The sequence below is a fragment of the Actinoplanes utahensis genome (assembly GCF_016862455.1).
In the GTDB taxonomy this organism is placed as follows: domain Bacteria; phylum Actinomycetota; class Actinomycetes; order Mycobacteriales; family Micromonosporaceae; genus Actinoplanes; species Actinoplanes utahensis.
This window is the reverse complement of the sequence record NZ_BOMZ01000044.1, coordinates 92,687-107,058: the sequence shown is the minus strand read 5'-3', so window position 1 is coordinate 107,058 and position 14,372 is coordinate 92,687. Positions and strand designations below refer to the sequence as shown.

The following is a 14,372-nucleotide window of genomic DNA, read 5'->3' as shown; positions in this document are numbered from 1 at the left end:
GTATGGGCCGGGAGTGGCGGAAGTGACGGGTACGGGCCGGGGATGGCGGAAGTGACGGCTACGGAACCGCGAGCGCCGGGAGGGACGAGTGCGGAGGCCGGGACGGCCGCCGAGCGGATCGTGGCGTGGGCGGAGGGTCTGCCGCGACCGGGGGCCCGCCCGCGGGTGATCGCGGTCGAGGGGCGGTCCGGTGCGGGGAAGACGACGATCGCGCGGGCGGTGGGGGAGCGGCTCGGTGCGCCGGTCCTGCACATGGACGATCTCTACCCGGGGTGGGACGGGCTGCGCGACGGGGTGCGGGTGCTGCACGACTGGGTGCTGGTCCCGCTCGCGGCGGGGCGTCCCGCCGTGTGGCGGCGCTGGGACTGGGCGGCCGGGGAGTACACCGGCGAACATCGGGTGCCGGACAGCGACCGGGTGGTCGTCGAGGGGGTGGGGTCCGGCGGGCGGGTGCTCCGGCCGTACCTCGCCGGGGTCGTCTGGATCGAATGCCCCACGCCGGAGCGCAAGCGGCGCGCGCTCGACCGGGACGGGCAGACCTACGCCCCGCACTGGTCCCGCTGGGCCCGTCAGGAGGACGCCTTCTACGCCTCCGATCAGGTCCGCGAGACCGCGGACCTGATCATCGACAACGGCGCGCTCACCGCCTGACCGCTGGTTTGACCGGGGCCTTGACCGTGGGCCGGGCGGGGGTCTTCGGTGGGCGCTGCTCCATCAGGATGACGCTGAGCTGGCGGTAGTTCCAGCGGTACTTGACCCGGTAACCGGTGTGGATCAGCACCTGCTTGGCCGGGGACATGTCCTGCAGCGGATCGATGGCGGTGTCGGCGCGGACGATCCAGATGCGGGGCGGGGCGCCGAGACAGGCGGCCACGTCGTCGCACTCGCGGGCCAGGAAGTGGCCGTCGGCGCGTTGCGGGGCGATGGCCAGCACGTCCGGCGGCCGCGGCATCGGCACGTACGTCTCGTAGATGTCCCGGGCCGCCCACCCGATACTGGGATGGTTGTCCGGGAAGACGACCACGTCGCCGTCCAGCTGGTACGGGAGAATCACGTCGGCGATCCGGGACGAGTCCTGCCAGTGCCCGTCCGGTTGGCGGATGTCCAGCTGCGCGGGGTAGGCCAGGAACGCGGTCAGCGCCACCACCAGCGCCGCCTTGATCCGGCCGGTCCGGGCCGCGGTGCGGACGGCGAGGACCACCAGCGCGGGTACGGCCACCAGCGCGTAACGGGCCACCCAGACGGGCGCGACGGTGCCGGCGATCAGCAGCAGGGCCGGCGGGAGCAGTCCGGCGCCGGCCAGGGCCATCGTCACCCGGTCACGGCGCAGACCGGCCACGGCGAGACCGAGGACCAGACCGCCGGCGATACCGGAGACGAACAGCTGTTCCGGCAGCCTGCGCACGGTGTCGGTGTCGACCGTGTCGATCCAGGAGACCTGGGCCGCCTGCCCGGCCGCGCGCACGCTGATGACGATCGCGGTGAGGCTGCCCACGGCGGCGGCGATCGTCCACAGCTTCCACCGGCGCCAGCCGATGACGGCGTGGCCGGCCAGCATGAGCAGCGCGCTGAGCGGATGGAACAGGCCGGTGACGGCGACCGCGGCGGCGTACCCGACGGCCCGCCAGAGGGTCGGCCGGTCCAGCAGCAGGAGCAGAGCCAGCAGGGAGAGGGCGGCGAAGAGCATGACGAACGCGTACGGCCGGGCCTCCTGCGCGTAGCGCGAACTGACCGGAAGCACGGCGAACAGCAGGCCGGACAGCAGCCCGGTGGTCTCGCCGCCGGCCCGGCGGCCCAGCGCGACGACGACCAGGGTGGTGGCGACGACCGCGATCAGGGACGGCAGGCGCAGGGCCACCGCGTCGCCGGCGCCCCCGGTGAGGAACTTGAGAACCACGTAGTACGGCGTGAGCACCGCGTCCACCGACTCGGACAGCTGCCACAGCTGGTCCCAGTCCAGCGCGATCGCGCCGCGGGTGGCCAGCTCGTCGGCCCAGAACGCGGGCCGGTCCAGCGCCCATCCGGCGAGCACCGCGGCCGTCACGCCGGGCACCGCGAACGCCGGAACCGTGACCAGGACGGCCCGGACCATCGCCCACACCTGCTCGACGGGGATGGACCAGATCCGGTCCCGGAGGCGCTCCCAGCGGGTGGCGGCGGGCTCCGGCGGCCGGGGAGCCTCCAGCGTGAGGTCGATGTCCTCGTCGACGGGCTCGCCGGCCGTCTCCTCGGCGCTGACGTCCTCGTCGGTGGGGGCGCTGACGTCCTCCTCGGCGAGGCCGTCGGTCGTCTCCTCGGCGCTGACGTCCTCGTCGGCGGGGCCGGCGGCCGTTTCCTCGGCGCTGACGTCCTCGTTGTCGATATCGGTGTCTTCGATGCTGGCGCTGATGATGATCTCCGGCGGCGGGCGGTGAATCGGCCCAGCCTAGGCGTGCCGGGTTCCGGGTGCACGGCGTTCGGGCCGTACACGCCGTGAACTCCGCCACGCTTCGCGGGCCGTGCAGAGGTTCAGGGTCCGGAGCTCACACTACGCAGTCGCACCCGGTGGGCGAGTTCCACGATGGCCTCCCGGCGGCCGGTGCCGAGCCCGTGCCGGGTGACGTTCAGCGCGCCCGCGGCCGTCCCGGTGCACACCGCCTCCCGCAGATCGCCGCCGCCGGCCAGAACCGTCGCGACCCCCGCGGTCATCGAGTCACCGGCCCCGCGATGGTCCACCACCTGCAGCGACGGCAGTTCCACCAGCAGCGGCTCGCCGTCGAGCAGCGCGATCCCGGGCCGGTCGGCGCGGCTGATCAGCACCGACCCGGCGCCCTCGTCGTGCAGGGTGCGGGCGGCCTCGACCAGAGCGTCGTCGCCGTCGCCGTCGGCCCGGCCGGCGTCCAGCAGCTCCTCGTGGCTCACCTTGAGGAAAGCGACACCCCCGGCCAGCACCCCGGTCAGGTGGTCGCCGGACAGGTCGGCGACCACCGTGCCGCCGTGGGTACCCAGGTCGGCGGCGAGACGCCGGTAGACCTCGGCCGGCACCATCTCCGGCGCGGCCGGGCCGGACAGGATGCTGACGTCGGCGCGCAGGCCCTCGGCCAGGGCGGTGCTGTACAGCTCGTCCAGGTCGTGCCGGCCGAGCGGGTCCCCGGGGAACTCGGCGACGGTGTCGCGGGACCCGTCCCGGCGGTCGTGCACGTACCAGCCGCTGCCGGCGTCCCGGCGGACCGTGCGCACCTCGATGTCCTCGTGCCGCAGCAGCGCGGTGAGGACCTCGCCGATCTCGCCGCCCGCCGCCGCGCAGAGGGTGACGTCGGCGCCCAGCCCGGCGCACATCCGGGCCTGCCAGACGCCCTGCCCGCCGGGGTGGACGTGCATTTCGGGGGTGCCGCCGCCCTGCCGCTCGACGGTGACGGTGAGCTGAGGCGCCGGCGCGAAGACCATGACCGAAGGCATGACGGGCGCATACCCGCTGGTCAGGGGCTCAACCCTTGACGGCCCCCGCGGTGATGCCGGCGACGAAGTGGCGCTGCAGGAACGCGTACGCCAGCACCATCGGCAACGACGCCACCACCACACCGGTGAACAGCAGCGGGTATTCGGTGAGGTATTCGCCCTGGAAGTCGAGGAGGGCCAGGGGCAGGGTCCGTTTCCCCGGATCGTCGATGAACAGCAGCGGGTAGAGCAGATCGTTCCAGTGCATCACGACCAGGAAGATCGCGGTGGCGGCCAGGCTGGGCAGCGACACCGGCACCGCGATCCGCCAGAAGCTCGCCCACGGCCCGGCCCCGTCGATCTCGGCCGCCTCGTACAGCTCGCCGGGCAGCGTGCGCATGAACCCGGCCAGGATGAACACCGCCACCGGCAGCGTCACCACGATGTTGACCAGGATCAGGCCGGTCAGGCTGTCGCGCAGGCCGAGCCGTTCGAACTGCACGTACTGCGGGATCATGATCGCCTGGGCGGGCACCGCCAGGCCGAGCGCGAACACCCCGAACAGCAGCCGGGACGGCCACCGCGGCAGCCGGGCCACCGCGAACGCGACGAGGCTGCCGAGCAGCAGGGTGACCGGCACCGAGACGGCGACGACGGTGACGCTGTTGCGGACCACCAGCAGCAGGTTCTGGTCGGTGAGCACGGTGCTGTAGTTGGCGAGCGTCGGGTTCGTGGGAAGCCCGAACGGGTCGGCGAACAGGTCCCGGGTCGTCTTCAGGCTGCCGCCGGCGATCACCACCAGCGGCACGATGATCAACAGGGCGTAGACACCGAGTACGGCTCTTCTGATCATCCGTGCGCCACCTTTCCGGCCCGGTTCTGCAGCCAGGTGACCAGGGCGATCGCGACCATGAAGACGATCGACTCGGCGGCGGCGTACCCGAGCTGCGAGTTCGCGAACGTGCTGTAGATCCGGGTGGCGAGCACGTCCAGGCCGGACCGCGGCGGGTTCCCGGCCAGGCCCAGGATCAGGTCGAACGCCTTGAACGACTGGAGCGTGGTGTACGCGATCACCAGCGTCGTCGCGGGCGCCACCATCGGCCAGGTGACGTGCCGGAACTGCTGCCACTTCCCGGCCCCGTCGGTCTTGGCCGCGTCGTACAGCTCCTCCGGGATCTGGTTGATCCCGGCGATGTAGACGACCATCATCTGCCCGGCGTGGAACCAGATCTGGGCGACCGCCACCCAGAAGATCGCGGCGCCGTCGTCACCGAGGTACGACGCTTTCAGCGAATCCAGTCCCACCGCGCCGAGCAGCGTGTTGGCCGGCCCGAAGTTCGGGTCGTAGACGAACTTCCAGATGAACGCCACCGACACCGAGGACAGCACGGTCGGCAGGAAGAACAGCGCCCGCAGCACCGTCGAGGACCGGCTGCGGGCGGCCAGCAGCACCGCCAGCAGCAGCGCCAGCAGGGTCTGGCCGGCCACCACGACCAGCAGGAACTTCAGGTTGTTGGTGAGCGCGTTGCGGAACAGGTCGTCGTCGGACACCACCTCGGTCAGGTTCGACAGGCCCACCTCGTCGAAGGTGGGGCTGTAACCGTCCCAGTCCGTGGTCGCGTACCGGAGACCCTGTACGGCGGGAAGCAGGAAGAACCCGCCGTACAGGGCCAGCGCCGGAACCGCGAACAGCAGCAGCGCCGCCGACCGCCGGGGAGATCTCACCACTACTTCTTCTTCTGGTCGATGACCTTCTGGGCCTCCTCGGCCGCCTGCTCCGGGCTCTTGCCGCCGGCCACCTGGACGGTGGCGTTCTCCACGGCGCCGCGGATGTCCAGGTCGGTGAACTGGAAACGCGGGGCCAGGGCGGTCTTCCGGGTGAGCCACGGCGCGAGCGCCTTGAGGTCGGGGTTGGTGTACTCGACACCCTTGACCGTGACGTGCTGGGCGGTGCCGTTGGCGTAGACACCGGCGACGGCCGGGTCGGACAGCCGCTCCAGCCAGGCCAGCGCGGCGCCCTGCTTCGACGACTTGGCGTTCACGCCCAGGATGAAGGTGGCGTTGTGGACACCCTCGTACCGGGCCTTGTCCGCGGTCGTGGTGATCGGCGCGAGCAGGTCGATCGGGAACGTGGCGCCGAGCTTGCGCACCCCCGAGACCTGGAACGAGCCGGTGGCCAGCAGCGCGGCCTTGCCCTGGGCGAACAGCGCGAGCGCGGCGTCGCTGCCGGTCCCGGTGAAACCGGTCTGGAAGTACGGGCGCAGCTCGGCGTACTGCTTGAGCACGGTGAGGAACCAGTCGTCGGTGACCTTGTGCTCGCCGGTCTCGATCTTGCCGAGGGCGTCGTCGGTCGGCGCGTTGTTGACGACCAGGACGTTGAGGAGCTGACCGGCGTTCGCGGCGTCGCCGCCCGGCCACGCGATCGGGGCGACGCCCTGGCTCTTCAGCTTGTCGGCCAGCGCGAGGAAGCCCTGCCAGTCCTTCGGCGCCTCGTTGAGACCGGCCTTGCTGATCAGGTCGGTGTTGGCCAGGGGAGTGTTGAACACCAGCTGGTACGGCACCCCGTACTGCTTGCCGCCGGTGGCGCCCGCGGTGATCAGCGAGGTCTCGTACTTCTGCAGCAGCGCCTGCCCGGTCAGGTCGGTGGAGACACCGGCCTCGGCGATGGCGAGGAACTGCGCGCCCCGGAACGCGGTGAACGCGTCACCGATCGAGCCGCCGCGCAGCTTCTGCAACGCGGTGCTCTGGTAGTCGTTGGACGGCGAGATGTCCTGCCGGACCGTGATCTTCGGGGTGGCCTTGGCGAACTCGCCGATGATCTGCTCGAAGACCTCCTTGTCCTCGGCCCGCCAGTGGGCGAACGAGATGTCGCCCTCCTTCGGCCCGGACAGGCCGCTGCCGCTGCCGCTGGTGGCCCCGGTGTCGCTGGACGAATCGCCGGGCCCCGCGCAGGCGGCCAGGAACGAGGCGGCTCCCGCTCCGGCGGCGAGGCGCAGCAGGTCACGGCGGTTGAGAACGGTCATTTCGACAAGGCTCCTGACAGGAGGCCACGACGCCGGAGCTCGGGCATCAGGCCCTCTCCGGCGTGGTACGCCTCTTCGAGGTGTGGATATCCGGAGAGAAGAAATTCATCGATGCCGAGGTCGTGGTACTCGGCGATCCGGTCGGCGACCTCGGTGTGGCTGCCGACCAGTGCCGTCCCGGCGCCGGGACGGACCAGGCCGACACCGGCCCAGAGATTCGGGTAGATCTCGAGACCGTCTCGGGTTCCGCCGTGCAGGGCGAGCATGCGCTGCTGGCCGACCGAGTCGGCCTGCCGCAGCGAGGACTGTGCCTTCGCGATCTGCTCCGGGGTGAGGGCGTCGAGCAGCGCGTCGGCTTCCGCCCACGCCTGCTTCGCGGTGTCCCGGGTGATCACGTGCATCCGGATGCCGAAGCGGCCCTGGAAGCCGCGCTCCCGCAGGGCGGCGACCTTCTCCGCGACAGCGGCGGGCGGCTCGCCCCAGGTCAGGTAGACCTCGGCGTGCTCGGCCGCGACGTCCAGCGCGGGCCCGGACGAGCCACCGAAGTAGATCGGTGGGGCGTCGAAGCGGCGTGGCGCGAACGCCCCGGCCACGTGAAAGTGCTCGCCCTCGAAGTCGAACGGGCCGGTCCAGGCGCCGCGCAGGACGCGGAGGAACTCGCCGGTCCGTGCGTATCGCTGATCCTTGTCCAGCCAGTCGCCGAAGCGCTGCTGCTCGGCGGAGTCGCTGCCGGTGACGATGTTGAGCATCAGCCGGCCGCGGGAGATCCGCTGGAAGGTGGCGGCCATCTGCGCGGCCAGGGTCGGCGACAGCGAGCCGGGGCGGAACGCCACCAGGAACTTCAGCGTGCTGGTCTCGCGGGCGATCGCCGCGGTGGTCAGCCAGGCGTCCTCGCACCAGGTGCCGGTCGGGGTGAGGACCCCGGTGAAGCCGTTGCGCTCGGCGGCACGGGCGACGTCGGCGAGGTAATCGATGTCGGGTTCGCGCAGCGCCGCACCGTCGGTGTGCGTGCTGCGGCCACCACGATCGTCGACGCCCACGATGGATCGGCTGTCGCCGGTCGTGGGCAGGAACCAATGCAGGACCACGGGCATGGCGTGGAGCTTAAGTGCCGCAAGTCCTATCGATCAAGGAGGTGAACTAGAATATGTGCACGTTCTCACATCGTGGCCGTCCGATGATCGAACCGGTGCCGGCGCTCCGTGTCGCATCGGCTCCCGCCGCTGCCGGCGCGGTGAGCCGCTGTCGATGCGGTGAGCCGCTGTCGGCGCGGTGAGGGCCGCCCGCCTCCGCCCTGCCGGGCGTCGCCGAGCGGCCCTCCCGCACGCCTCAGTGCCGCGGCGGCAGCAGCCAGCTCACCCGCCGCACCAGCTCACCCGGGTTCACCGGTTTCGACAGGTACTCCTCGGCGCCGGAGACGAACGCCAGATCGATGTCGGTGTCGGTGGCCATGCCGCTCAGCATGATCACCGGGATCGCGGCGGTCGCCGGGTCCGCGTGCATCCGGTAGCAGACGCTCAGCCCGTCCATGCCCGGCATCGCGATGTCGAGCACCACCAGATCGGGCCGCGACTCGGCGACCAGGGTCAGCGCGGTACAGCCGTCCGCCGCGGTGATCGTCCGGAACCCGGCCATCTGCAACTTGAAGGTGACCAGGTCACGCACGGTCTCGTCGTCGTCGACCACGAGCACGGTGGGGCCGGTGCCGGTGTGCGGGAGAACGGGGGTGATGTCCATCAGGGCCGTCATGGGTTTCTCCGGTTCTCTGGCGGGGCGGCGTTGCGCCGCGAGGTTGACCGGAGCAATCGGCCCGCCTCAGCCGGCCGCCAGGGAAACCCGGGTTGCATCCCGGTTGCCGAACCGTGGACACCCCGCCCGGCGAGGCGTCACTCACCGCCACTGCCGCGCGTCCCGATCCGCTGTCTTTCCCACCCCGTATCCGGTACGCCGTGCCTCGTCCCTCGCCAGAGCCCGGCCGTCCCGTCAGCGTCCGCGCGAGGTCCGCGACGCTGACGGCCGCAACGCGGCCGCCGGGGTGAGGCGCCTGGTCGCGGTCACCCCAGGCCCGATGGTGCGGGCCGGCCGCCCGGTCACGCTCGCCCCCGGCTGGTTGTCACTGCTGACTCGAAAGTCGGCCGTCACCGCAGCTCACGCCTTGAATGAATGCGTTATGTCAACCGGCCCAGCGGCCGACTTTCACACACGGCACGGGCGTCGCAAGGACACGGACGGCTGTCTCAGCGCAGCCGAGACAGCCGTGACAACCAGCCGGAACCACCGCCTCGGCCCGGCGGCCGCGTTGCGGCCGTGACCACCGCGGACCTCGCGCGGTGGTCACGGGACGGCGGGGTTCCGGCGGGGGCGGCGTGGCCCGTACCGCGGAGGGGTCGGAAAGAACCGCAAGCGGTCAGCTGAGCTGGGGCACCTGCTGCGCGGTGGCGGGCTCCGGGGCGACCGGGGTGGGCGTGGCGGGGCCGGCCTGACGGGCGGTGACGGGCTTCGGGGTGGGCGTGGCGGGGCCGGCCGGACGGGCGGTGACCGGCTCCGGGGTGGGGGCGGCGAGGCCGGCCTGGCGGGCGGTGACGGCACGTTCCGGGCGGGAGCGGCCCAGGAACGCGGCGGCCCAGCGGATCAGCGAACTGGCCCGGTTGCGGCCTTTCGGCAGGTAGGCCCAGTGCACGCCGAGCCAGAGCAGCCAGCCGGCGAGTCCGGTCAGGCGCAGGCCGCGCAGGTCGGCGACCGCGGAGAAGCGGGAGACCGTGGCGATGTTGCCCTTGTCGAAGTAGTGGAACGGCTTGCCGGCGGGCCTGCCGGTGAGGCGGCGCCGGATCAGCCGGCCCACGTAGCCGCCGCCCTGGATGGAGACCTGCGCGACGCCGGGCAGCCGGTCGAGGCTCATCAGGTCGCCGACCACGAAGATCTCCGGGTGGCCGGGGACGGTGAGGTCCGGCTCGACCTTGATGCGCCCGGAGCGGTCGGTCTCCGCGCCGGTCGCGGCGGCCAGGCGTGCGGCGAGCGGGCCGGCCGCGACGCCGGCGCTCCACACCTTCACCATCGTCGCGATGCGCTCGCCGCCGTCGACCGTGACACCGGTGGCGTCGACGTCGGTGACCGTGGTGTTCACCCGGATCTCGACGCCGAGCCGGCGGAGGCGGGCGGCGGCGGACGCGGACGAGCCCGGGGCGAAGGCCGGCAGGATCCGGTCGGCGGCGTCGATCAGGACGATCCTGGCCCGCGCCGGGTCGATGCGGCGGTACTCGCCGGGGAGCGTGCGGTGCGCGATCTCGGCGATCTGGCCGGCCAGTTCCACGCCGGTGGGGCCGGCGCCGACGATCGCGAAGGTGAGCAGGCGCTCCTGCTCGGCCGGGTCGGTGGCCAGTTCGGCCATCTCGAAGGCGGTGAGAATCTTCGAGCGCAGTTCCACGGCGTCGTCGATGCTCTTGAGGCTGGGGGCGTACGCGGCGAACCGGTCGTTGCCGAAGTACGACTGGGCGGTGCCGGCGGCCACGATCAGGGTGTCGTAGGGCACCTGGTACGGAAGGCCGCCGGGCGCGGTGGCGGTGACCGTGCGGTTCTCGGCGTCCACGTCGGTGACCCAGCCGAGCAGCACCTCGGTGTTGCGCTGCCCGCGGAACAGCTCCCGCACCGGGGTGGCGACCTCACCGGGTGACAGGACACCGGTGGCGACCTGGTAGATGAGCGGTTCGAAGACGTGGTGGTTGGTTCCGTTGATCACGGTCACGTCGGCGGGGGCCTTGCGTAGCGCTCGGGCGGCGTACTTGCCACCGAAACCCGCCCCGACCACGACCACCCGGTGCCGTGCCTGTCCTTGCTCGATCATGAGAGATCACGCTCCTCGCTACCTCCAGTAGAACCCTTCTGCGGGGGCTGGAAGTCCTCGCGTGACAGCGATGATCATCACTGATCATCGCTGTCACGAAAGGCGGAGCCGTGTCGTCGCGGCTTACTGGACCACGAAGAGCAGGCGGTTCGGGGAGCCGGTGCCGGGGCTGGTCACCACTCCGGTGGTGGCGTTGGTGGTCAGTGCGCTGGCCACCTGCGCCGGGGTGTAGCCGGTGTTCCGGGACAGGACCAGGGCGGCCGCGCCGGCGACGTGCGGGGCCGCCATCGAGGTGCCGCTGATGGTGTTGGTGGCGCCGCTGCTGGTGTACCACGCCGAGGTGATCGACGAGCCGGGCGCGAAGATGTCCAGGCAGGTGCCGTAGTTGGAGAAGCTGGACCGGGCGTCGGTGCTGGTGGTGGATCCGACCGTGAGCGCGGTGGGCACGCGGGCGGGCGAGGCGTTGCAGGCGTTCGCGTTGGAGTTGCCGGCCGCGACCGCGTAGGTGACACCGGACGCGATGGAGTTGCGTACCGCGGTGTCGATGGTGCTGCTGGCGCCGCCGCCGAGGCTCATGTTGGCGACCGCCGGCTTCACGGCGTTCTGGGTGACCCAGTTGACGCCCGCGATGACCCCGGCGGTGGTGCCGGAGCCGGAGCAGTTGAGCACCCGGACGCCGACCAGTCTGACGGCCTTCGCCACGCCGTACGTGGATCCGCCGACCGTGCCGGCGACGTGGGTGCCGTGGCCGTTGCAGTCGACCGCGCCGCTGCCGACGGCGTCGTATCCGGGGGTCGCCCGGCCGCCGAACTGGCTGTGGCTGTAGAGGATGCCGGTGTCGATGATGTAGGCGGTGACGTTGGAGGCGGTCACCGGGTAGGTGTAGGTGGTGCTCAACGGCCGGGCCCGCTGGTCGATGCGGTCGATGCCCCAGGTCGCGTTGGTCTGCGTGGCGGTCAGCGAGATCACTCGGTTCTGCTCGACGTACGCCACGTTCTTGTCGGCGGCCAGGCGCCTGGCCTGGTACTCGGTCATGCCGGCCTCGAACCCGTTGAGGGCCTTGCCGAAGCCGCGCTTGACGGTCGCTCCGTAGGACTTGCCGACCTCGGCGGTCGCCCCGTCCTTGAGGACCACGATGTAGCTGCCGGGGATAGCGTCGGCGCTGCCGGCCAGCCGGACGGTGCCGGTCGCCGGGGCGGCGGTGGCCGGGGTTCCGCCCGCCACGACCGCCGTGGCCAGTGCGAACAGTCCGGCGGCGAGAATCCGGCCGGGTCGTCGAATCGCCATGATCTTCCTCTCTCGCGCCTGCCGGCGGAGCATAGGATAGATGCTCGTCACTCGGCAGCTTCAGGCGAGCGTAAGCGGGACGGCCGCCCCCGCCTATATATCGAAATGTATATATCTCCGGCTCAGGGTTTCGGCGCGGTTGCCGACAGGAGGGAGGAAAGGGCCACATCCCGATACGAGGCGACCCGATGAGACTTCCGATGGCCGTACCGCCCGTTCTCGGCTTCGCGATGCTGTATCTGCTGGCCGTGCTGGCCGGGGCCGGTACCACCCTGGGCCACTCGGACCTGCCGATGCTCTGGCCGGCCGCCGGCGTCGCGGCGGTCTGGCTGGTGATGAGCCGATGGCGCCTGCCCGAGGCGGCCGCCGTCGGTCTCCTCACCGCGGCCGGGATGTTCCTGCACGGCGCCGGGTGGGAGACCGTGCTCGCCGAGTCCGTCGCGGCGACGGGCGGGGCGCTGGTCTTCGCGTTCGCGTCCGGCCGCTGGCTGCCCTGGGCCGGCGACCAGGACGGCCCGCCGCTGTCCCGGCTGGGCGAACTGTGGCGTGCGCTGCTCTGCGCGGCGCTCAGCGCGGCGACCGGCACCCTGCTGTGGGCCCTGGCCGGTCTCGGCCGGGAGTGGACGCCGGTCGAAGCGGTCACCCGGCTGGCCCGCGACGTCGTCGCCATCCTGATCTTCGGGGTGGCCCTGCGGCGCGTGATCCCGCTGTTCCGCGACCGCGGCCGGGAGATCCGGGCGGTGAGCCGGGCCCGCTGGTCGGAATGCGTGCTGATCTTCGGAGCCTCGGCGGCCGCCTACTGGTACGTCTTCGGCTACCAGGAGGAACTGCCGATCGGGTTCGTGCTGATCGCGCTGACCGTGTGGGGCGCCATCCGGATGCCGGCCGCGGTGGTGCTCGCCCACTCCGCGGTGTTCACCACCGTGGCGGGCCTGTGCACCCGGGCCGGGATCGGGCCGTACGCGACGGTCGCCGACGAGGATGTCCGCGGCCTGCTCATCCAGTTCTTCGCCGGGATCGTCGGGCTGGTCGGGCTGACCCTCGCGCTCACCTGCGCCGAACGTGACGCCCTGATCGAGCGCCTACGGGCCTCCGAGCAGGAGGCCACCGACAAGGCGACGATGATGACCACGGTGGTCAACTCGATGACCGAGGGCCTGGCGATCCTCGACCACACCGGCCGTCTGGTGCTGCGCAACCCGGCCGCCGGGCGGCTGCTCGGCGCGGCGAACACGGTGTCCGGCACGGTGCCGCTCGGCAGCGATCACGGCTTCTTCCGCCCGGACGGCACCCCGCTCACCGACGCCGAACTGCCGCACGTCCGCGTGCTCGCCGGGGAGGAGGCCGAGCCGATGGACGTGCTGGTGCGCAACGGGGCCGTGCCGGAGGGCCGGATCGTCCGGTTCAACACCGCCCGGCTGTCGCTCGGCGCCGGCCCGTACCACGTGGTGGTGGTGTTCCACGACGTCACCGCCGACCGGCGGCACCGCGAGGAGCTGATGTCCTTCTCCGGGCGGGTGGCGCACAACCTGCTCAATCCGCTGACCACGATCGAGGGCTGGGCCGAGGTCCTGGAGCAGGAGCTGGCCGGGTACCAGCCGGCCGAGCGGGTCACCCGGATCCAGCGGGCCGCCGCCCGGATGCGGACGTTCCTCAACGGGCTGCTCGCCTACACCGCGGCTCGCGACGGCAAGATGATGCCCACCACGGTCAACCTGGCGCTTCTCGTCGGCGACATCGTCAACAGCCGTCTCGACCTGGCCGACAGCATCGGTACGGCGCCGCCGTACTTCGAGGTGGGCCGGCTCGACCCGGTCGAGGCGGACCCGGTGCTGCTGCGGCAGCTGCTGGAGAACCTGATCGACAACTCGCTGCGGACGGTCGCTCCCGAGGTGGGCCCGTACGTGGCGATCTCCTGCCAGCCGGCGCCGAACGGGCTGCTGCGCATCGACATCCTCGACAACGGCATCGGCCTGCCGCCCGGGACCCGGCACGAGATCTTCACCAACTTCCACCGCGACAAGGGCAGCAGCGCCACCGGCCTGGAACTGGCGATCTGCAAGCGGATCGTGGAACGGCACGGCGGGACGATCGAGGCGATGGCCAATCCGTACGGCCAGGGCACCCGGATGTCGTTCACCCTCCCGGCCGGGCGGTCCGCGTACGCCCGCGCGCTCACCCCGGCCCGCTGACCGCTGATCGGCGTCTCGAGGGCGCACGCGGGTGCTCAGGGCACGGCGCCGAGCATGTCCAGGACGCCGCCGAACAGCGTGGTGGTGGCGTCCTGATCGAGGTGCCGGGCCTGCCAGCCGCGATCCTGGAGGCCCTGCAGGACCCCGAGCACGGTGGTCCGCACGGTCCGCAGCGTGGCCGGTGACAGCAGCACCGCCGAGGTCCCGTCGGCGTGCGCCGCCCGCGCCCCGGAGCCCAGCGCCACCAGCGCCGCGGCCGCCCCGTTGAGGATCTGCGCCACGTGCAGCCGGTCCCGGTCCAGGTTGAACGCGGCCACGTGCACGGCCAGCCCGAGCGCGGTCATCAGCCGCCCGGTCTCATCGCCGCTGAGCACCGCCGGCATGGTCGCCGAGTCGTCCTCGGCGGTCGCGATCCCGTCGCAGAACCCGCTGATCAGCTCCTCGGCCACGTCGGCCGGGACGACACGCGCGTCCGGGAGGCGGCGGCGCAGCGCGGCGTCGACGGCGTCGCGGACGATGTACTCCGGGACGATCCGGTGCTGCTCGGCCAGCCGCCGCAGGATCACGGACACGATGGCGTCGACGTGCATGCCCCCGGGCTGAGCCATCCGT

Annotated in this window: 13 protein-coding genes; 3 read left to right on the top strand and 10 right to left on the bottom strand. The window is 71.9% G+C overall.

Annotated features, from left to right (window positions below):
* Positions 1-51: 51 nt before the first annotated feature.
* Positions 52-651 carry a nucleoside/nucleotide kinase family protein gene (locus Aut01nite_RS16715; protein ID WP_236642469.1) on the top strand — a complete coding sequence of 200 codons (600 nt, stop codon included), beginning with the start codon at positions 52-54 and terminating at the stop codon, positions 649-651.
* On the opposite strand, the gene Aut01nite_RS16710 is transcribed toward Aut01nite_RS16715, so the two are convergent.
* Entirely contained in the window at positions 641-2,092 is a 1,452-nt protein-coding gene (locus Aut01nite_RS16710) for a glycosyltransferase family 39 protein (protein WP_043521679.1), read from the bottom strand. The two genes, Aut01nite_RS16715 and Aut01nite_RS16710, sit on opposite strands and share 11 nt — an antisense overlap.
* A 103-nt stretch (positions 2,093-2,195) precedes the next feature.
* Here Aut01nite_RS16710 and Aut01nite_RS16705 point away from each other — a divergent pair, with 103 nt between their 5' ends.
* Positions 2,196-2,414, top strand: a complete 219-nt coding sequence (locus Aut01nite_RS16705; RefSeq protein ID WP_152628445.1) for a hypothetical protein — start codon at positions 2,196-2,198, stop codon at positions 2,412-2,414.
* 94 nt (positions 2,415-2,508) lie between these two features.
* On the opposite strand, the gene Aut01nite_RS16700 is transcribed toward Aut01nite_RS16705, so the two are convergent.
* The 8 genes from Aut01nite_RS16700 to Aut01nite_RS16665 form a co-directional block, all read right to left on the bottom strand.
* Positions 2,509-3,438, bottom strand: coding sequence for a 1-phosphofructokinase family hexose kinase (locus tag Aut01nite_RS16700; protein ID WP_236642470.1), 930 nt, complete (start codon positions 3,436-3,438; stop codon positions 2,509-2,511).
* A 28-nt stretch (positions 3,439-3,466) separates the two neighbouring features.
* Positions 3,467-4,270: a carbohydrate ABC transporter permease gene (locus tag Aut01nite_RS16695; RefSeq protein WP_043521684.1), complete on the bottom strand. Its 804-nt coding sequence runs from the start codon at positions 4,268-4,270 to the stop codon at positions 3,467-3,469.
* Positions 4,267-5,142 (bottom strand): carbohydrate ABC transporter permease, encoded by an 876-nt coding sequence (locus Aut01nite_RS16690; RefSeq protein ID WP_052163115.1) that lies wholly within the window; start codon positions 5,140-5,142, stop codon positions 4,267-4,269. The genes Aut01nite_RS16695 and Aut01nite_RS16690 overlap by 4 nt, the downstream gene beginning before the upstream one ends.
* A 2-nt stretch (positions 5,143-5,144) precedes the next feature.
* Entirely contained in the window at positions 5,145-6,440 is a 1,296-nt protein-coding gene (locus Aut01nite_RS16685) for an ABC transporter substrate-binding protein (RefSeq protein WP_043521685.1), read from the bottom strand.
* On the bottom strand, positions 6,437-7,534 hold the full coding sequence (locus Aut01nite_RS16680; RefSeq protein WP_043521686.1) for an LLM class flavin-dependent oxidoreductase: 1,098 nt from the start codon (positions 7,532-7,534) through the stop codon (positions 6,437-6,439). The genes Aut01nite_RS16685 and Aut01nite_RS16680 overlap by 4 nt, the downstream gene beginning before the upstream one ends.
* A gap of 235 nt (positions 7,535-7,769) precedes the next feature.
* The gene (locus tag Aut01nite_RS16675) at positions 7,770-8,189 is read right to left on the bottom strand and encodes a response regulator (RefSeq protein WP_083998433.1); all 420 of its coding nucleotides are present in this window, start codon (positions 8,187-8,189) and stop codon (positions 7,770-7,772) included.
* 658 nt (positions 8,190-8,847) lie between these two features.
* On the bottom strand, positions 8,848-10,281 hold the full coding sequence (locus tag Aut01nite_RS16670) for an NAD(P)/FAD-dependent oxidoreductase (RefSeq protein WP_043521688.1): 1,434 nt from the start codon (positions 10,279-10,281) through the stop codon (positions 8,848-8,850).
* A 123-nt stretch (positions 10,282-10,404) separates the two neighbouring features.
* On the bottom strand, positions 10,405-11,568 hold the full coding sequence (locus tag Aut01nite_RS16665; RefSeq protein ID WP_043521689.1) for a S8 family peptidase: 1,164 nt from the start codon (positions 11,566-11,568) through the stop codon (positions 10,405-10,407).
* Between the two features lie 188 nt (positions 11,569-11,756).
* On the opposite strand from Aut01nite_RS16665, the gene Aut01nite_RS16660 reads away from it, so the two are divergent.
* Entirely contained in the window at positions 11,757-13,760 is a 2,004-nt protein-coding gene (locus Aut01nite_RS16660; protein ID WP_043521691.1) for a sensor histidine kinase, read from the top strand.
* Positions 13,761-13,795: 35 nt separating this feature from the next.
* Here the strand turns inward: Aut01nite_RS16660 and Aut01nite_RS16655 are convergent, their stop codons facing one another.
* Positions 13,796-14,368, bottom strand: coding sequence for a hypothetical protein (locus tag Aut01nite_RS16655; RefSeq protein ID WP_043521692.1), 573 nt, complete (start codon positions 14,366-14,368; stop codon positions 13,796-13,798).
* Between the last annotated feature and the right edge of the window lie 4 nt (positions 14,369-14,372).